At 66.8% G+C, this 19,003-nt stretch carries 17 protein-coding genes; 11 read left to right on the forward strand and 6 right to left on the reverse strand.

Translation table 11 applies throughout. The features are described from left to right. Positions 1–54: 54 nt before the first annotated feature. On the reverse strand, positions 55–855 hold the full coding sequence (locus ACO6D5_RS19650; protein WP_088589478.1) for an AraC family transcriptional regulator: 801 nt from the start codon (positions 853–855) through the stop codon (positions 55–57). 145 nt (positions 856–1,000) lie between these two features. On the opposite strand from ACO6D5_RS19650, the gene ACO6D5_RS19655 reads away from it, so the two are divergent. Continuing rightward, the gene (locus ACO6D5_RS19655; protein WP_485826284.1) at positions 1,001–2,233 is read left to right on the forward strand and encodes an MFS transporter; all 1,233 of its coding nucleotides are present in this window, start codon (positions 1,001–1,003) and stop codon (positions 2,231–2,233) included. Between the two features lie 15 nt (positions 2,234–2,248). On the opposite strand, the gene ACO6D5_RS19660 is transcribed toward ACO6D5_RS19655, so the two are convergent. Continuing rightward, positions 2,249–2,578, reverse strand: coding sequence for a protealysin inhibitor emfourin (locus tag ACO6D5_RS19660; RefSeq protein ID WP_315846572.1), 330 nt, complete (start codon positions 2,576–2,578; stop codon positions 2,249–2,251). Continuing rightward, a complete protein-coding gene (locus tag ACO6D5_RS19665; protein WP_485826285.1) occupies positions 2,575–3,639 on the reverse strand; it encodes a M4 family metallopeptidase in 1,065 nt (354 codons plus the stop codon). Before ACO6D5_RS19665 ends, ACO6D5_RS19660 begins: the two co-directional genes overlap by 4 nt. Positions 3,640–3,822: 183 nt before the next feature. Between ACO6D5_RS19665 and ACO6D5_RS19670 the strand changes: the two genes are divergently transcribed. After that, positions 3,823–4,470 (forward strand): DMP19 family protein, encoded by a 648-nt coding sequence (locus ACO6D5_RS19670; RefSeq protein WP_315846570.1) that lies wholly within the window; start codon positions 3,823–3,825, stop codon positions 4,468–4,470. An 8-nt stretch (positions 4,471–4,478) separates the two neighbouring features. Here the strand turns inward: ACO6D5_RS19670 and ACO6D5_RS19675 are convergent, their stop codons facing one another. After that, complete coding sequence (locus tag ACO6D5_RS19675) at positions 4,479–5,138, reverse strand: aspartate/glutamate racemase family protein (RefSeq protein WP_485826286.1); 660 nt, start codon at positions 5,136–5,138, stop codon at positions 4,479–4,481. Between the two features lie 296 nt (positions 5,139–5,434). Here ACO6D5_RS19675 and ACO6D5_RS19680 point away from each other — a divergent pair, with 296 nt between their 5' ends. Continuing rightward, a complete protein-coding gene (locus ACO6D5_RS19680) occupies positions 5,435–6,316 on the forward strand; it encodes a prohibitin family protein (protein ID WP_006222527.1) in 882 nt (293 codons plus the stop codon). Here the strand turns inward: ACO6D5_RS19680 and ACO6D5_RS19685 are convergent. Next, positions 6,309–8,414, reverse strand: a complete 2,106-nt coding sequence (locus tag ACO6D5_RS19685) for a PTS sugar transporter subunit IIC/EAL domain-containing protein (RefSeq protein ID WP_485826287.1) — start codon at positions 8,412–8,414, stop codon at positions 6,309–6,311. The genes ACO6D5_RS19680 and ACO6D5_RS19685 overlap by 8 nt on opposite strands. A 261-nt stretch (positions 8,415–8,675) precedes the next feature. Here ACO6D5_RS19685 and ACO6D5_RS19690 point away from each other — a divergent pair, with 261 nt between their 5' ends. The 4 genes from ACO6D5_RS19690 to fhuE all read left to right on the forward strand — a co-directional run bounded on the left by ACO6D5_RS19690 (position 8,676) and on the right by fhuE (position 13,084). Continuing rightward, positions 8,676–8,918, forward strand: a complete 243-nt coding sequence (locus tag ACO6D5_RS19690; protein WP_006222529.1) for a hypothetical protein — start codon at positions 8,676–8,678, stop codon at positions 8,916–8,918. A gap of 104 nt (positions 8,919–9,022) precedes the next feature. Continuing rightward, complete coding sequence (locus ACO6D5_RS19695) at positions 9,023–9,526, forward strand: RNA polymerase sigma factor (protein ID WP_315844751.1); 504 nt, start codon at positions 9,023–9,025, stop codon at positions 9,524–9,526. Beyond that, complete coding sequence (locus tag ACO6D5_RS19700; protein WP_315844750.1) at positions 9,523–10,521, forward strand: FecR family protein; 999 nt, start codon at positions 9,523–9,525, stop codon at positions 10,519–10,521. Before ACO6D5_RS19695 ends, ACO6D5_RS19700 begins: the two co-directional genes overlap by 4 nt. 82 nt (positions 10,522–10,603) lie before the next feature. After that, positions 10,604–13,084: a ferric-rhodotorulic acid/ferric-coprogen receptor FhuE gene (gene fhuE, locus ACO6D5_RS19705; RefSeq protein WP_315844749.1), complete on the forward strand. Its 2,481-nt coding sequence runs from the start codon at positions 10,604–10,606 to the stop codon at positions 13,082–13,084. A 4-nt stretch (positions 13,085–13,088) separates the two neighbouring features. Here the strand turns inward: fhuE and ACO6D5_RS19710 are convergent, their stop codons facing one another. Then, positions 13,089–13,823, reverse strand: a complete 735-nt coding sequence (locus ACO6D5_RS19710; protein WP_485826288.1) for an SDR family oxidoreductase — start codon at positions 13,821–13,823, stop codon at positions 13,089–13,091. A 112-nt stretch (positions 13,824–13,935) separates the two neighbouring features. On the opposite strand from ACO6D5_RS19710, the gene ACO6D5_RS19715 reads away from it, so the two are divergent. The 4 genes from ACO6D5_RS19715 (at position 13,936) to ACO6D5_RS19730 (ending at position 19,003) form a co-directional block, all read left to right on the forward strand. Continuing rightward, positions 13,936–14,736 (forward strand): LysR family transcriptional regulator, encoded by an 801-nt coding sequence (locus tag ACO6D5_RS19715; protein ID WP_315844747.1) that lies wholly within the window; start codon positions 13,936–13,938, stop codon positions 14,734–14,736. 142 nt (positions 14,737–14,878) lie between these two features. Then, positions 14,879–15,388, forward strand: a complete 510-nt coding sequence (locus ACO6D5_RS19720) for a sigma-70 family RNA polymerase sigma factor (RefSeq protein WP_315844746.1) — start codon at positions 14,879–14,881, stop codon at positions 15,386–15,388. A gap of 11 nt (positions 15,389–15,399) precedes the next feature. Continuing rightward, positions 15,400–16,404, forward strand: coding sequence for a FecR domain-containing protein (locus ACO6D5_RS19725; protein ID WP_485826289.1), 1,005 nt, complete (start codon positions 15,400–15,402; stop codon positions 16,402–16,404). Positions 16,405–16,540: 136 nt separating this feature from the next. Beyond that, the gene (locus ACO6D5_RS19730) at positions 16,541–19,003 is read left to right on the forward strand and encodes a TonB-dependent siderophore receptor (protein WP_485826290.1); all 2,463 of its coding nucleotides are present in this window, start codon (positions 16,541–16,543) and stop codon (positions 19,001–19,003) included.

The raw sequence follows: 19,003 nt of genomic DNA on the forward strand, positions 1-19,003 counted from the left end.
GGCGGAAATGCGCGAGGCCCGCGTCCGCGGCGAGATGAAGTCCGGTGAGCTGGACTATCCGCCCATCGCGTCCGATTTGTCCGCGAAGTAACGCGCGGGCGTCTTGCCCAATGTCTTCTTGAACATCGTGATGAACGCGCTGACCGATTCGTAGCCCAGATCTTCGGCGGTGCGTTGCACGGACACGCCGGCGGACAGGCGCTGCAAGGCCAGGATGATGTGCAGTTGCTGGCGCCAGCGCCCGAAACTCATGCCCACTTCCTGCTGCACCAGGCGCGCGAGCGTGCGTTCGCTCATGGCCACCCGCTTGCCCCATTCCGCGACCGTGCTCCGGTCGGCGGGATCGGCGTTCAAGGCGCTGGCGATCTGGCGCAGGCGAGGGTGGTCCGAGAGCGGCAAGTGCAGGTGCTCGGTGGGCATGCGCGACAGCTGTTCCACCAGCACGTCCGCCAGCTTGCGGTTGGCGGCGGTGGTGGTATCGGAGGGCGGCAGGTCGGCCAGGTGCACGATCAGCTCGCGCACCAAGGGCGAGATCGCCAGGGTGCAGCAGGCGGAAGGCAGGCCGGGCGTGCCGGCCGGGACGAACAGAAAGCAGACCTGTCCGTTTGCCGTGACGCGATTGCTGTGCGGCACGCCGCCCGGAATCCACACGCCGCATTGCGGCGGCACCATCCACAGCCCTTGGGGGACCGAGCAGGTCACCCCGCCGCGCAGCGACAGCACCAATTGGCCCATGGGGTGATGATGGGTGGGCGACTCGCTGTCCTGCTCGGCCGCATGGACCGGCATGGCGAAGGTCCACTGCGCGGCGGCGTTGGGATCGAAGGCGGGCGGCGGGGAATGGGCGTGATGCATGGGGCGACGCCGAGGGGGTAGGTTGGCAGAATTCAGGGATAGTTTGTCATTGTCTCGAAATTCGGTAAAGCGCCGCGTGCGTAAGCTATGACCTCTGAAATGCGGGTTTTTTCCGCATTGGCTTTGGATTTCACAGATTGCCGCCATGACTCACATTCCTTCCCACATCCGCCCCAATAGCCGCCCGGTGCTGCTGATCGCGGGCATGCTTTGCATCGCCATGGCGCTGCGCGCGCCGGTCACCGGCGTGGCGCCGCTGATCGGCATGATCCGCGAACAACTGGGCCTGTCGTCGACCGCCGCCGGCATGCTGATCACCTTGCCGCTGCTGGCGTTCGCCGTGGTGTCGCTGTTCGGGGCGGGGCTGGCCCGCCGCTTCGGGCTGGAGCGCGCGCTGTTCGGCGCGCTGCTGCTGATCGCCTTGGGCATCGTCGGGCGCACGCTGGGCGGGGCCTGGGGGCTTTATGCGGGCACGGCCATCATCGGCGCGGGCATCGCGATCGGCAACGTGCTGCTGCCCAGCCTGGTCAAACGCGACTTTCCGCAGCGCGTGGCCGGGTTGACGTCGGCGTACGTGCTGACCATGAGCATCGCTGCGGGCGTGGCATCCGCCATCGCGATCCCGTTGGCCAACCTGTCGATGGGCGGATGGCGCTTTTCAACGCTGTGCCTGGTGGTGGTGCCCGTCGCCAGCCTGCTGCTGTGGCTGCCGCAGCTGTCCAATCACACTGCGCCGGCCTCTACGACCACGCATGCGCCGCACGGCGGCCGCCTGTGGCGTTCGCCGCTGGCCTGGCAGGTGACGCTTTACCTGGGCATCAATTCTTTCGTGTTCTACGTCGCGGTGAGCTGGCTGCCCGCGATCCTGCTCGATGCCGGGTACTCGGCAGAGCGGGCGGGCTCGCTGCACGGGCTGCTGCAACTGATGTCGGCCGGCCCCGCCTTGTTCCTGGCGCCGGTGGTGCGCCGCTTGAAGGACCAGCGCGGCGCGGCGTTCTGCTCGGCGGCGGCGTCGTTCGTGGCCCTGGCCGGACTGATCGCCGCACCCGGCTGGGCCACGCTGTGGATCGTGCTGCTGGGCCTGGGCACGGGCGGCGGCATCATCCTGGGTCTGGCGTTCGTGGGTTTGCGCGCCAGCCACGCGCAGCAGGCTGCGGCGCTGTCGGGCATGGCGCAGTGCGTGGGCTATCTGTTTGCGGCGTCGGGCCCGGCCGTGGTGGGCGCGCTGCATGACCGCCTGGGCAGCTGGAGCGTGGCGCTGGGCGCATGCGCCGCCTTGTGCGTGGCAATGGCCGTCATCGGCCTGTATGCCGGACGCGCGATGCAGATCGGCGGGTTCCGCGAGCACGCCGCGCGGCCGGTGCCAGCCGCGCACTGACGCGCGCCCCGGCGATCACATGGGTTCGGCGTGGGCCTTCCACAGGCGCACCAGCGTTTCGGGCGCATCCGTTTCCGGCACGTCGAAGCTGACGGCCGTCTGGTCGTCGCGGTCCATCACCATTTCGATGTGGAAGTAGCGCCGGTCGCCGCCTCCCTGGGCGCATTCAGCCACCGCCAGCGGGGCGGCGCGTTGCAGGGCGTCGCACACGTCCTGGCGCACGCCGGGGGGGCACGTCGACAGATTGATGCTGCGGGGTTGCGAAAACCCGGGCAGGTAGGCCAGCCCGCCTTCGCGGCTGAGCCGCACCAGCAGCACGAGGTCCAGCGGAGGCAGCTCGATCATGACAGGACTCCCACGGCCGCCCAGGCCTGGCCGATGGCTTTCTGCACGGCCGCGCCGTGGCGCTCGGCGGCCACCGTCAGCGTCAGGGCGGCAAAGGCCTTGAAGTCGGCATCGTGGCGCAGGCGCTTGTCGCACAGCGTGTCGTACCAGACTTGCCCCGCGCCTTTCCATGCGGGGCCGTCCAGCGTCGTGGCGGACAGGAAAAAGGCGCGGTTGGGGATGCCGGAATTGATGTGCACGCCGCCGTTGTCGCGCGGCGTGTCGGCGTAATCGCGCATGTGCCCGGGTTGCGGATCCTTGTCCAGCAGCGGGTCATCGTAGGCGCTGCCGGGTTCGGCCATGGAGCGCAGTCCGCGGGCACTGACTTTTTCGGTGAATAGCCCGGCGCCCACCAGCCAGTCCGCCTGCCTGGCCGTCTGGCCCAGCGCGTACTGCTTGACCAGCGCGCCGAAGACATCGCACAGCGATTCGTTCAGCGCGCCGGACTGGCCCTGGTAGAGCAGGCCGGCTTCGGAATCAATGACGCCATGCGTGAGTTCATGGCCGATGATGTCGACGGCGATCGTGAAGCGGTTGAAGACTTCGCCGTCGCCGTCGCCAAACACCATCTGCGCGCCGTTCCAGAAGGCGTTGTCATAGTCTTCGCCATAGTGCACGGTGCCCACCAGCGGCAGGCCGTGGCCGTCGATGGAGTGGCGCTTGTAGATGTCCCAGAACAGTTTGTACGTGGCGCCCAGATGCGCATAGGCTTCATCCACCGCAACGTCGCCGCTGGCCGGGCGGCCTTCGGCGCGCGCCAGCGTACCCGGCAGGGTGGTGGTGTTGTCGGCGTCATGCACGGCACGTTGCGGCGTGCCGCCGGGGGCGGCGTCGCGGGTGGGGGCCAGCGTGGCGCGTGGCGGCTGTTCCGCCATTTCGCGCAAGCTGCGCTGTTGCTGGTCGATGATCAGCGTCTTGACGGCCGGCATGCTGACGCGGGCGTCGGCATGCTGCGCCAGGCGGTCCAGCACGTAGGGCGGGATCACGCCGATCAGGGGGGCGGACTCGGAAGGACGTGGCATAGTCGGTCTCTGTCGTGGGAGCCGGGCCAGTGGCACGGTGCAGGCAAGACTACGGTAGCAGAAGGCTTCGGCCCGAGGACGTAACAGTGTGCGGCCTGATGCGAGCGCTGCCTACGCGCGGGCGCCTCGACAGGGATGCGCGGTCCCGGTAAGGTTCGCCGGTTCTTGTTCTTCGGTTTTGACATGTCATTGACTCCGTACCGCATTCAATCCATTGCGTTGACCGACACGCATCTGCTGCTGACGTTGGCCAGCGGCCACACGCTGCGCGAACCGATCAAACGCCACATCCGCCTGGAAAACGCGACACCCGCAGAACGCGGGCAATGGCAATTGGTGGACGACGGTTTTGGCGTGGTCTGGCCCGCGCTGCTGGAGCCCTCGGCCGAGGGCATGCTGAATGTGCACGATCTGTTGTGGGATCAGCGCTACGAGCAGGCGATGGCGAAATTGGCCGCGGCCGAATGGAAGCTGGACCGCCTGTCGCTCGCTGACCAGGAACTGGTGGCGCTATGGCGGATGGAAGCCGACATCAACAATGGCGGCTTCATGCAGTTCCTGTGCAATTGGGGCGACCCGACCTGCCAGTTGGCCCTGCAGGCGCTTCGCAAGGTGGGCGCCACGCACATGCTGGCGGTGCTGTCGCGCATGCGCGGGCTGATCGACCGCTTCGAAGCCTCGCCCGAGGTGGTGCAGTTAAACGACATCTACGGCGCGATGACCGAGGCCGAGCAGGAAGAGATGGAGACGCTGGACCACGCGTTCTGGGAATATCCCGACCGCTTGTCCCGGCTGGGGTTGCAGGTTTACGGGGCGAATCCCCAGCCTTGAATCCGGCCTCAGGCCTTCGTCGTGTCCGCTGCCGCCATCGCCGCGCGCAAACCGGCGGCCGGGCTGCTTAACGGCGTCTGGTGTGTAGCGGCCAACGCGGCCGCGCCGGCCATCGAGGACTGCGCAAGGGCCACGGTATCCGCGCCCTGCGCGTAGGCGTCCTGCGCGGCGTTCGCGATGGCGCGCAGATAGGCGTCCGTCGCTCCTGCCTTGAAGTGGTCCCAGGCGCCCTCCACCAGGCGCACATCCACCGTCGCGCCCGAGTCTCGGGCCAGCGCGTCAAACAATGCGCGGGTGGGCGCCATCGTCGTCGCGACCGCGCATAGCGCCACGATCGACCGGCCGCCGCGGATGGCTTCCTGTGCCAGCGCGCGGTCCACGCGCAGCACGGGGACGGCAAGCGTCGCCGACAATTGGTCGGCGACGGGCCCCAGCGTGGAGCAGGTCAGCAGCACGGCGTCCACGGATGCCGCCAACGCCTGTATCGCCATGCGCGTGGCGCCGGCGATGTCGTCCGTCATGCCGCCGGCCTGTTCCGCGGCTTCCAGCAGGTCGGCGCGTACATGATGTTGCAGCGTGGCGCGCGCAGGATTGCCGAATACGGCCTGCGCGGCGTGGTCGAAGACGGCGATATTGCTGTGGGCGGTATGCAGGCAGGCGATGCGCATGAGCGACGTCCCTTTCGCAGGGGGAAAAACGGCCAAGCGTAGCAGAGTCCGAATGCTCAGCAACGTTCTGCAAAGTCTGGCAACACTCGATCCCGATAGGGCCCTCTATCCGTCCCCGGCTCGGGCTAGAATCCGATGCTTCTTTCCCGGGGGGGACGCTCGATGAGGTATTTCCTGATCTTGGTTGGCGCAGCAGTGGTCGCCTACTTGCTGGCCCGCGGCATCGCGGCCGTGCTCTCGGACCGTAAACGTTCAAAAACAGATAGGGACTCCAAGTGAAGCCGACAGACATTCAGATGGTCAAGACGATCGGCGCGGTCAAGCCGCGCAGCATCAAGGTCGCCATTGGCACCGGCATTCTCTTCCTGCTGATCCTGTTCCTGGCGTTCGGTTCGTGGTTCCAGGTGGACCAGGGCGAACGCGGCGTCGTGCTGCGCAACGGCAAGCTGGTGCGCGTGTCCGAACCGGGCCTGGACTTCAAGACGCCGTTCATCGACAACGTGATGACGGTGTCCGTGCGCGACCACACTTTCGTGTTCGAAAAGCTGGAGGCCTACAGCTACGACCAGCAGCCGGCGCACCTGCGGGTGTCCGTCACGTACCGCGTGCCGCCCGAGCATGTGGCCGAGCTGTATTCCGAATACGGCACCATCGGCAACCTGCAGATGCGCGTGCTGGAACGCAAGACGCCTGACGCCGTGAAGAACGTGTTCGGCCAGTACACGGCCGTGCGCGCCATCCAGGAACGCCAGAAGCTCGGCCTGGACGTGAACAACGCCGTGTTGAAGACGATGGAAGGCGCGCCCGTGCAGGTGGTGGGGGTGCAGATCGAGGAAGTGGGCTTCTCGCAAGCCTATGAGCACTCCATCGAGCAACGCATGCTGGCCCAGGTGCAGATCGAGACCACGCGCCAGCAGAAGGAAACGGCGATGATCAACGCCGAGATCCAGGTGGTCAAGGCCAAGGCCGAGGCCGATGCGCGCCGTCAGCAGTTCACGGCCGAAGCCGATGGCATCCGCATGCGCGGCGAAGCCGAAGCGGCGTCGATCCGCGCCAAGGCCGAGGCGCTGGCCGCCAACACCAATCTGGTCAGCCTGAACGCGGTCGAAAAATGGGACGGCGTGCTGCCGGCCACGCAGGTGCCGGGCGCCGCCTTGCCGTTCATCGGCATCAAATAGGCGCTGACGTATACGGCTGCGCCGGCATGGGCGGGACTGCCTGCCGCCGGCGCGCGAAGTCCACAAGCTTGTCGCCCGACAATGCCTTGCTGTAGTACCACCCCTGCACGATGATCTCGGCAGGGGAATCCAGCGCCATCAGCTGCTGGTCCGTCTCTACACCTTCCACGATGATCTGCAGGTTCAAGGCCTCGCAAAACCGCAGCAGGCCGCTCATGACCAGCGCGCCTCGGTCGGAGCCTTGCGCGATCACGAAACTGCGGTCGATCTTGACCGCGTCGATCTGGAATTGGTGCAGGTAGCTCAGGGCGGAATATCCCGTGCCGAAATCGTCGATGTAGACCCGTGCGCCGATCGCGTGCAGGCGGTCGAACGCGATATGCAGCGCCTGCGCGTCTTCGACCAGCGCGTCTTCCGTCAACTCCACGGATATCTGCCCGCCGGCTTGCGCCAGCACCTTGATCAGTTTCTCCAGGTAGTCGTCGGACGTCAGCGTGCCGGGCGTGACGTTGATGGTCATCGGCAGCACGAAGTCGCGCTTGCGCCATTGCAGGCATTGCAGCACCGCCTGCCTGGCCACCCACAGGTCCACCTCGCGCATCAGGCCGGCCTGCGCCAGCCACCGCAGGAATTCCATCGGCGCCTGTTGCGTGCCTTCCGGGCCGGTGGCGCGCAGCAAGGCCTCGCAGCCCGTGCACAGTCCGCTGCGCAGTGAAACCTGCGGCTGGAACTGCAGGTAGAAATCGTATTGGCTGATTTCGCGGATACGGGCGTTTTCGGTGGCCCGGTGCGCGCGGTCGGTGTAGATCTTCACGATGGGATCGTGCGCATACAGCAGCGATTCTTCCTGCAACCGGGGAAAGGTCGTATCCAGCGATTTGAAGTAGACCGTCGCGCTTTCCTGGCGCTGGCGCTCCTGCGCGACGACGAAGGGGGCGTACAGGCACATGCCGATGCCCACCAGCACGAGTTGCAGCGCCACGCCGGCCAGGCTGCCGCCCGCGGCGACATAGGCGTTGAACAGGACGGGCGAGGTCAGGGGCAGCTCGGTCGTGGCGCTGGGCAACCAGCCCAGCTGCACCACCGCCAGCGCGATGGCCACATTGGTCACGGGCGCCAGGATGAAAGGGACAAGCAGGCGCGGATTCAGGATCAGGGGCAGCCCGAACAGCAGGATTTCATTCACATTCAAAAGCGATACCGGCAGGCTGGCCAGCGCCAGCACGCGCAGCGACTCGCTGCGCGAGAACACCAGGATGGCGATCACCAGCGACATCGTCGCGCCCGATCCGCCGATGAACACGAAGGCGCCCAGCAGCGTGCTGTTCAACGCATACATGCCTTCATAGCCGGCGGCCTGGCTCACGGCATTCAGCATGGCCGCCTGATCCATCACGTCCATCACGGGCGCCATCGCGTGGTAGCCATGGATGCCGAAGAACCAGAGCAGGGAGTCCAGGCCCGCGATCAGCGCGCCGGAGGTGAATGGATTGTCCAGCGAGGCGAAGTTCAACGGAATGTTGAATTGCGCGACACCGGGAATGCGCAGCGCGGCGGACAGCGCAACCAGCACCACGCCCGCGGTCAGCAGGCCGGGCACCACCATGTTCAGCGTGTCGCGCACGTTTTCGCTGATCAGCCCGTCAGGCGCCAGCCGTGTCCAGGGGCGCCGGTGCAGCCAGGCCATCAGTGGCACCGTCAGCAAGGGCGAAACGATGGCGATGAAGAGCACCAGCGTTGACGCCGCCTGCGGATAGGGCGCCATCAGGCCGTCGGCCATCACCACGTACGACAGGCACAGGAAGGCGGTGGGCAGATGGGGCAGGCGATGCCGGAACGACAGCATGTAGCCGATGGACGTGCCGGCCAGGATCGGCATGATGCCCGACAGCTTGTCGTGGACGCCGGTCAGCAGCTCGACCACCGCGGCGGGCATGCCCAACTGGCGGGCGACCACGGACAGGACGAGGAACAGGGCGGTGACCAGCAGGCACGGCAAGGTCCAGAGCAGGCCTTCGCGTATGGCGCGCAACGCGCTGGCGCCTGCCAGAGAGGCCAGCCGATCTTTCGGGTTGCGCGGCAGGATCGATTTCGGCATGGAGGTCTGCCCAAGGCCCCGAGCGGACGGACACGTGCCCGGTCCCGTGTTTGTAAGAATATTTTGCTACATCCTAGCCGCTGTTTTCCCGGTTTAGCAATCGATATGCCGCCAAATCCTAGGGATTCCCCTCTGTCAAGAAATGCAAAGCGGGCGCAAGGTGGCAGTACAGGCTCGACGGAGCGCTATACGATCAAGCGGTTGCATGCCCGATTCGCGGGGTAGGCGCACCAGCCAATAAGCTTCAATGAGGAGACATGGATGTCTCAGTTGGATTGGACGTCCGGCGATACCGCGCCGGAACGGCAGGGCTATTACGAAACACGCTTCGACACGGGACGCACTGCCATCACGCTGTACAGCGTGCTGGGCTGGATGCCGGTGAAGACACCCGGCAACATGGTGAGCTGGCGGCCATTGCCGCCCGCGGCCGAGAAGGAAGAAGCCGAACGCCACATACAGGAAATCCGGGCGGCGCAAAGCCATTGCCCCATGGATTACTAGCGGGGCGGACGCCGGTTGTGGCGGACGTACGACGGTGCAGTTGCGATAATGAGAATTATTTGTAAAATTCGCAGCCCTGCCGCTTTCCGCCATCCGATTGGTCCATGTCCCGCCCTTCCTCGCCCCGCACCGGCTGGCTCGCCTATTACGACGAGCTGGTGGGCGTATGGAGCCGGCGAACCGGCAACCGGCACGACGCCGAAGACGCGGCGCATGACGCCATCGAGCGCCTGCTGAAAGCGGATGCCAGCGTCGCGCTGAAGGCGCGCGGCTATCTGTTCCAGGCGGCCGGGCACCGGCTGATCGACCGCTGGCGACGGCAGGACCGCGCTGAGCACATACCGCTGGACGAACTGGGCGAGGCCGACCAGCTGGTCCAGGACGACCCGGACGCGCCGGTGCGCGCGTCACGGCTGGCAGACGATCTGGCCAAAGTCCTGGCAGAATTGCCCCCCAAGTGCCGCGAGGCCTTCGTGCTGAACCGCATCGAGGGCTGGACGCAGGCCGAGGTGGCAGCGCATATGGACCTGTCCAAGAATATGATCGAGCGCTATGTCATGCGCGCCATTGAACATGTGCGCGACCGGCTGCGCGAACACAATCCATGACCATGCCTTTTCCGAACGACCGCGACGCAGCGCGCGAGCCGGCCACCGCCGCGTGGTGGTTCGCGCGCTGGCACTCGGGCGAGCTGACGCGGCGCGACCGCCGCGAGTTCGCCCGGTGGCGCCGTGCCCATCCCGATGCCGCGCGCGAATTCGACCGCATGCAGCAATTGGGCGCGGCGGCCGCCGGATTGTCGCGAGACCAGGTGCAGGGCCTGTTGGGCGGGGCGGTGCCCCCGCGGCCGCGGCTGCGCCGCGAGCGCGCGTTCGTGCTGCGCGTGGCGATAGCCTGTGCGGGCTTGGCGGTCGTGGCCTTGGGCGTGTGGTGGAGCCTGCCCGTGGAGGCGCCGTCGTTCACCTCGATGGTCAGCACGGAACGCGGCGAGCGCCGCCAGATGACCTTGCCGGATGGATCGGTCCTTGAGATCAACGGCGGCACCCGCGCCCAGGTGAAGCTGTACGCGGGGCGCCGCGACGTCGAGCTGGAAAGCGGCGAGATCAATTTCACCGTCAGCGCAGACCCGGCGCGCCCGTTCATCGTGGACGCCGGCAGCGGCGTGGTGCGCGTGACGGGCACGGTGTTCGACGTGCGCCGCGATGCGGATCAGGTGGCCGTGCTGGTGGAGTCCGGCACGGTGCAGGTATCGGGCGGGCACTGGTGGAACCTGGGCCGCGCCGTGCTGCGCGCGGGCCACGGCATCCGGGTGCCGGGCAGCGGCGCGATCGGCGTGCCGGCGCCCGCCGATGTGCAGACTGCCACGGCCTGGCGCGACGGGCGCGTGGTGTTCAAGAACACGCCCCTGACCGAGGTGGTGCGCGAAATGAACCGCTATCTGGCCACGCCATTGCGGCTGGCGGATGACAAGGCGGGCCGCCTGCGCGTGTCGGCGTCGTTCTCGCTGGACCGCCCCGAGGCGCTGGTCGACGCCTTGCCGGCGGTGGCTCCGGTGCGCCTGACCCCGCGGCCCGGCGGACCCATCGACATCAGCGCGAACTGAGCACCACCCGGCGCTGTTACAAAATAAATGGGAATGAGATTCAGGTTTATCTGCGGTTGAGGCGTTCTACGAAGGAAGGCGCATGCGCCGCACGCCCGTTGCCGGGCGCGCAATCCCCTCCGTCGAACCGAAACAGCAGGTATTCGTGACCATTCCCGCAAGCAGTCATTCCATCGCGGCGACGCGCCGCGCAGGCGCGGCCCCGCGCTTCATGCTTTCCACCCTGATGCTGGCCCTGGGCCTGGCGCTGGCCGGCGCACCGGATGCCGCGCGCGCCCAGGCCGCCGCTGTGTCCGTCGACATCGCCGCGCAGCCGCTGGGCGACGCGTTGATGCAATGGGCCGCCCAGACCAAGGTGCGCGTGTTCTATGCGCCCGACGTGGTGGCGGGCCTGAACGCGCGCGGCCTGCGGGGCAGCCTGCCGCCGGAAGAGGCGTTGCGGACCCTGTTGCAGGGCACGGGCGTGGCCTACCGCTGGCAGGGCGACAGCATCATCCTGACGCGCGACGGCGGCGTGACGAGCCTGGCGCCGGTGACGGTCATGGGCAGTTCGGATCCGGCGGTCACCGAAGGCACGGGTTCGTACACCACACCTGCCACCTCGGCTGCCACCGGCCTGACCCTGTCGCTGCGCGAGACGCCGCAGTCCGTCAGCGTCGTGACGCGCCAACGCATCGACGACCAGAACCTGCGATCGCTCGACGAGGTGATGGGCAACGTCGTGGGCGTGCAGGTGGTCAGCGAAGACACCGACCGCACCGACTTCTGGTCGCGCGGGTTCTACATCGACAGCCTGCAGTACGACGGCGTGCCGACCACCATCGGCCTGTCCATGTATGGCGAATCCGACAACGACTCGTTCATCTACGACCGTATTGAAGTGGTGCGCGGCGCTACCGGGCTGATGACCGGCGCGGGCAACCCCGGCGCATCGATCAACCTGGTGCGCAAGCACGCCAACAGCAAGGAATTCACGGGTTCGGTCAGCGCCGGCTTCGGCTCGTGGAACCAGTACCGCGGCACCGTCGACATGTCCACGCCGTTGAACGAGGAAGGCACCGTGCGCGCGCGGATGGTGGCGCTGTACCAGGGCCGCGATTCCTATATCGACCTGTACCACGCCAACAAGAAAGTGTTTTACGGCGTGGTCGACGCCGACCTGACGCCCAATACGCGGCTGAGCGTGGGGGCGGACTATCAGGACAAGCGTCCGCGCGGTTCCACCTGGGGCAGCCTGCCCGTGGTGTTCAGCGATGGCACGGCCACCGATTGGCGGCGGTCCAAGACCACGGCGGCGGACTGGACCTATTGGCATACGACCAACCAGACGATGTTCGCCACGCTGGAACACCGTTTCGACAACGACTGGGAGGTCCGCGCGGACTGGTCCCAGCGCAAGAGCAAGTACGACGCCAAGCTGCTCTACCTGTATGGCGACCTGGACCGCGAAACCGGCACCGGCCTGCGCGCGCTGCCGGGTTATTGGAATTCGTACGCGCAGCAGACCTCGCTGGACGTGCAGGCCAAGGGGCCGTTCACGCTGCTGGGCCGCAAGCACGAGGTCGTGGTGGGCGCGATGCGCAGCCGTTACGGTGAAGACTTCTACCGCTACGGGTTTGAAAGCGGTTCGCTGGCCAGCACCGGCAACTTCTACCAGTGGGATGGATCGTTCGCGCAGCCCACCTGGACCGACGCCAGCCTGCGCGCGACCGTCACGCACCAGGAAGGCGCGTACGGCGCCATCCGCTGGTCGCTGGCCGACGGCCTGACCGCCATCACGGGCGGCCGCTACGCGACCTGGAAATCCAAGTCGGACACGCGCGACCAGAAGGATTCCAAGTTCATCCCGTACGCGGGCGTGGTGTACGACATCAACGACACCTATTCGGCCTACGTCAGCTACACCGATATCTTCCAGCCGCAGGACAACCGCGACCGCAACGGCAATTACCTGGATCCGGTGCAGGGCAAGAACTACGAAGTAGGCGTGAAGGGCGAATACCTGGACGGCAGGCTGAACACGTCGCTTGCGCTGTTCAAGGTCAAGCAAAGCAAGGTGGCCGTGCTGGATGGCGACGAGCTGGTGCCGGGCTCGTTCGAGCAGGCGTACACGACCGCGGACGGCGTCACCACCAAGGGCGTCGAGCTGGAAGTCAGCGGGCAACTGGCCCCGGGCTGGAACGCGTACGCCGGCGGCACCTACTACACCAGCCGCGATGCGCAGGGCGTGTCGGTCAACCCGGAACGCCCGCGCGCCATGGCCAAGCTGTTCACGACCTACCGCTTGCCGGGCGCATTCAGCAAGCTGACCGTGGGCGGCGGCGTCAACTGGCAGATTTCGACGTATAGCGAAGTCAGCGCGGGCGACGACACCATCACCGCCAAGCAGAAGGCCTACGCCATCTACAACCTGATGGCGCGCTACGACTTCAATTCGCGCTTGTCCGCGCAGTTGAACCTGAACAACCTGTTCGACAAGAAGTACTACCTGGGCGGTATCGGCAACCAGGTGTACTACGGCGAACCGCGAAGCGTGTTCGTGAACCTGACCGCGAAGTTCTGAGGCGTCACGCCTGCTGGCGGGTGGCCGCCAGCACGATCTCGCGGATGCAGACGCCGTCCGGCTGCGCATAGGCGTAGTGGACGGCGTTGGCCACGTCTTCAGCGGCAAGCACCTTGCCGCCCATGTCCGCCTTCCAGGCTTCGTAGCCGGTCTTGATGCTCTCGTCGGTGGTATGGCCGAGCAATTCGGTTTCCACCGCGCCCGGGGCGATGGTGACCACGCGCACGTTGTGCGCCGACAGTTCTTCACGCAGGTTTTCCGACAGTCCGTGCACCGCGAACTTGGTGCCCACATAGGCCACGTGGTTGGGGAACGTCTTGCGGCCGGCCACCGAACCGATGTTGATGATGGTGCCGCGCTTGCGTTCGGCCATGCCGGTCGCCACGGCGTTCACGCCGTTCAAGACGCCCTTGATGTTCACGTCCAGCATGCGGCTCCATTCTTCCGGATCCTGGCGCGTGATGTCGCCCAGCAGCATGACGCCCGCGTTGTTGACGATGGCGTCGGCGGGGCCGAAACGCGCCTCGGCTTCCTGAACCGCTGCCGCCAGCGCCTGGCGGTCGGTCACGTCCACGGAACGCGTCAGCGTGTGGGGCAGGTTCAACGCCTGCATGGGTTCCAGCCGGCGGGCCAGCAGCAGCAGCGGATGGCCGTGGGCCGAGAAGAGGCGGGCGGTGGCCAGGCCGATGCCGGAACTGGCGCCGGTGATGATGACGAGCGGCTTGTTCGGGGTGTTCATGGTGGAGCTCCAGGTATTGGTTTTTGGTATGTGAAGAGAGTGGAAATCATTCTAGGACGGGACGTTTCGCCTGAAAAATGGTTTATTCTTTTTGCAGCAATCGGGAAAACTTATGGATAGCCGTCAACTCAAGGCCTTTGTCGCCGTCTTCGAAGAACGCAACATCACCGGCGCCGCGCGGCGGCTGCACCTGAGCCAGCCCGCTTTGTCGGGCACCATCAAAAGCCTGGAAGACCTGTTGGGCACGCAGCTGTTCGAACGGCAGGCGCGCGGCGTTTCGGTCACGGAAGACGCGCGCATCCTGTACCCGCAGGCCCGCCGCCTCCTGTCGCAAACGGAATCCATGACGCAGCAGTTCCGGCAGGGCGCGAATGCGGCGGAAATCGAGATCGGCGTCGAAGCCGACATCGCCGGGCAGGATGTGGCCGCCTTTGTGCAGGCGGCAAGGCAGGCGGTGCCGGCCTTGTTCGTGAAGCTCTCGGAAGGTTGCGTGGGCGATGCGCGCCTGTCGACGGAAGACGAGCGCTGCGAAGACGAGTTGTTCCTGACCCTGTCCGTCGATCCCTACGTGCTGGCCGTGCCGGAAGGCAGCGCTGCCGATACCGCGCTGCCATGGATCGTGTGCCCGGCCCATCCGACCCATCAACGTCTGCTGCCGTACTACGGCGCGGCGGCCAGCGCGCCGGCCGCGCATGCCGGATCCTTGCGCCTGGCGCTGGAGCTGGCCGCGGCAGGCGTGGGCGCCTGCGTGGCGCCCGAATCCCTGGTGCGGCGCCAGGCAGGTGTCAGCGGCCGGCCCATCGATGGACTGGAGATGTCCCGTCGCGTGGGCCTGTGCTATGCCGTGCAGGCGCTGGACAAGCCCGTGCTGGCCGCGCTGGTCGAGGCGTTGCGGGCGCGGGCGGCGGGGTAGGCAGCCTGCCTCCGGCCGTTTCGCCCGCCCGGGGCGCCCGGGGATGATCTTCCCGCCTTGTAAACGATTTGCAGATAACTATAATTGCGAATCATTTTCATTGTGTGTGGATATCTGGCGGCGACGCCGGGGCGCAAACGTCATGCCTTCCTCTTCATTCGCCCCTCGCGCCGAGGTGCAAACCGTCTATCTTGCCCACCACCAATGGTTGCGGGGCATGCTGCAGCGCAAGCTGGGCAACGCGTCGGATGCGGCCGACGTGGCGCACGACACCTTCGAGCGGCTGATCCGCGCCAACGTGCGCGAGCCGCTGAGCGAGCCGCGCGCCTATCTGCGCACCATCGCCACGCGGCTGCTGATCGGCCGCGCGCGCCGGGCGGCGCTGGAGACGGCCTATGCCGAATCGCTGGCGTTGCAGCCGGTCGCGGTGGAGCCGTCGGTGGAAGCGCGGGCGCTGATCCTGGAAGCGCTGGAACAGGTCTGCGAATTGCTGGACAGCCTGCCGATGGCGAGCCGCCGGATCTTCCTGATGGCGCAGATCGACGGGCTGTCCTACACCGAAATCGGGCAGCAATTGGGACTCACGCCCAACGCCGTGCAGAAGTCGTTGGCGCGCGCGCTGGTGCATTGCTACACGGCTGTCTACGGATGAGCCGGGGCCTGATGGACAACGCCAGGCTGCTGCGGCCGCACGCGCCGGAAGCCGGTCGGATCGATCCCAAGGTCATCCGCCAGGCCGCCGACTGGTGGGCGCGCCTGCGCGAGGACGCGACGGATGCCGACCGCGCGGGCTTCGAACGCTGGCGCCAGGCGCAGCCCGCGCATGAACTGGCCTGGCAGCGGATGAGCGCGCTGACGCGCGACGTGGCGCTGGGCGTGAGCGAGGCGGGCAGCGGCGTGGCCGCGCGCACCTTGCGGCAGGCGCCGCTGATCCAGTCGCGCCGCAATGCGATCCGGTGGATGGTGTCGGCCGCCGGGCTGGGTCTGGGCGCGTGGGCGGTGGGCGAACGCGGCACGATCCGTCGCCTGACCGCCGACCTGCGCACCGGCACCGGAGAGCGGCGGGCCCTGACCCTGCCGGACGGCACGTTGCTGGAGTTGAACACCGGCAGCGCGGTGGACTTGCGCTACACCGCCGGCCAGCGGGAACTGGTGCTGCTGGAGGGAGAAATCCTTGTGACCACCGCGCCAGACCCGCAAGGCCGGCCGTTCACGGTGCGTACGCGCAGCGGCGTGCTGACGCCGGTAGGGACGCGCTTCCTGGTGCGCGACCTGGATGACGGCAGAGCGATGCGGGTGGCGGTGCTGGAGGGCGCGGTGGATGTGCGGGGCCTGGATCCCGCCGCTTCGCCCCGGCGCGTGCCGGCCGGCGAACAGGCCGACTATTCGGCGGGGGGCGGCTTTGCGGCCGGTCCGCTGGAACCGGCGACGTCCGCCTGGCTGACCGGCATGCTGATCGCCGATGAACTGCCCTTGTCGGACTTCCTGCGGGAACTGGGGCGCTATCGCCCCGGCCTGTTGAGCTGTTCCGACGCGGCGGGCGCCCTGCGGGTGGTAGGCGCGTTCCCGCTGGCCGATACCGACAAGGTATTGGCCATGCTGCAAGAAGTGCTGCCGGTGCGCGTGCGCCACTACACGCGCTATTGGGTCACGATGGGGCTCGCGTGAGCCGCGCTTTCGCATCTTGCATTTAGTTTGTAACTGGAACGGCGGAAATCCCGACCTCGCGCTTCATGTAAGGAAAGCAGCCCGGACGATCCCCTCCGAGGCTGCGCCGATCCTTCATGTGCCAGGGAATCCCTTCATGTCTTCTCGTCCTGCTCGCGCCGCGGTCCTTGCCCGCCTTACCTTGCCCCGTACCCGCCTGAGCGCCGCGCTGCGCCTTGCGCTGCCTGCCGCCGTGCTGGCGGCGCCGTGGCCGTCCGCCGTGCATGCCCAGGCGGCCACCGGTCAGCAGGGCGTCGCCTTCAGTATCCCGGCAGGCCCGCTTAGCGCGGCGCTGGGGGCATTCGGCGTGCAGGCGGGCGTCATGGTGGCGTCTGATCCCGCGTTGACGGCCAGCGCCCGGACCGATGGCGTGACGGGCACGTATCCCGTGGGCGCCGCGCTTGAGCGTTTGCTGGCGGGTACGGGATTGCAGGCGGTTGCGCGGCCCGAGGGCGGCTTCCGCTTGCGGCAAGCCGCCGCACCGGGACAGGCCGCGACGCTTGCGCCCGTGACCGTGACGGGCAGCTACAACGCCACCACGGATGGAACGGCTTCGTACACGTCGCCCGCCGTTACCATCGGCAAGACGACCCAGGCCTTGAAGGACATCCCGCAATCCATCACCGTGCTGACCCGTCAGCGCATGGATGACCAGGACATGACGAGCTTGCCGGACGCCATCAACAATACGGCCGGCATGGTGGGCGTGCAGGGCGTGGGACCGGGCGTGGCGATCAACGCCCGGGGCTTCCCGGTGGACCTGCTGCAATACGACGGCGTGGCGCTGCTGCGCAACAGCTACAGCCTGGGCAATTGGGAGCAGGATTCCCTGGTGTTCTACGACCGCGTGGAGATCCTGCGGGGGGCGGCGGGTCTGCTGCAAGGGGCGGGCAGCCCGGGCGGCGCGATCAACCTGGTGCGCAAGCGCGGCGGGGCGGAGCCGTCGGTGGTCATCACCGGCAAGGCCGGTTCGTGGGACCACTACGGCCTGCAGCTGGACGCGGGCGGCCCGCTGAACGCAGCGGGCACCTTGCGCGGCCGTGTGGTGGTGGACGAAGACCAGAGCCATTCCTTCATCGACTATGCGTGGGACAAGACGCGCAACCTGTATGCCGCGCTGGACTACGACGTGACCGAGAACACCACGGTGGGCATCGGCATCAGCAACCGCTACAGCCGTTCGCGGCCGATGTTCGTGGGCTACCCGCGCTACGAGGACGGCGGCGACATCGATCTGCCGCGCTCGACCTTCACCGGCTCGACCTGGAACCGCGCGAAGAACGATCAGACCATTTTCAATGCCGACGTGACCCACCGCTTCAACGACGCATGGCGGTTCCGGCTGGCCGGCGTGGCCATGAACGAGAAGAACACGACGGTGCACCAGCGCGTCGTCGGTCCGATCCTGCCGGACGGAAGCGGGATGGATTACGGCAACTTCGGCGTGGACTTCAAGAGCAAGCAGCGCGGGCTGGACATGTCGGTCAGCGGCAACTTCACCGCGCTGGGCATGGAGCAGGAGGTAGTGGTGGGCGCGGCCTATTCCAAGCTGACCACCGCCGACCGCTTCACGCGCGCGTGGGAATCCGGCGGCAACATATTCGATATCGACCACCATCGCCCGTGGCAGGACATCGACAGCATCGCCGCGGCAAGCGGCTATGACTCGCGCAGCAGCTACGACATCCGGCAGAAGGGCCTCTACGGCACGTGGCGCGTCAAACCGACCGAGTCGCTGGCGCTGATCGGCGGCGGCCGCGTGGGTTGGTACGACTACGGCTATTCCGCCCGCGGCGCCACCACCACGTCGACCACTTCCGGCAAGTTCATTCCCTACGTCGGCGTGGTGTATTCGCTGACCGACAACTGGTCCGCCTACACCAGCTACACGACGGTGTTCGAACCGCAGACCGAGCGCAGCCTGGACGGCAGCCTGCTCAAGCCGATCGAGGGCAACAACTACGAAGTCGGCGTCAAGGGCGAATTGATGGACGGCCGCGTCAATACGTCGCTGGCGGTGTTCCGCTACGACCACAAGAACCGTGCGGTCAACGATTACGACGCCGGTTTCGCGTGCGACGGCTGGTATTGCTCGCGAGCCTCGGGCAAGGTGCGCAGCCAGGGCGTCGAAGCCGAGATCTCGGGCGAAGTGGTCAAGGGCCTGGAACTGTACGCGGGCTACACCTACAACACCACCAAGTACCTGTCCGATCCCGACAACCAGGGCGCGGTCTTCAACACGTGGACGCCCAAGCACATGCTGCGCCTGTGGGCCAACTACAAGCTGCCGGGCATGATGAACCGCGTCAGCGTGGGCGCCGGCGTGAACACGCAGACCGACACGATCAGCTCGGACCGCGAGTTCAAGCTGGCCGGGTTCACGGTCTGGAACGCGCGTGTGGGTTACCAGGCCACGCCGGAATTGAGCTTCGGCCTGAACCTGAATAACGTGTTCGACAAGAAGTACTACGTGCCGTCCTATAACACGCTGTCCAGCAACAACTACTACGGCGAGCCGCGCAATGTGATGCTGACGGTGCGCTACGCGCCCAAGCTGTAA

The organism is Achromobacter sp. (assembly GCF_057314935.1).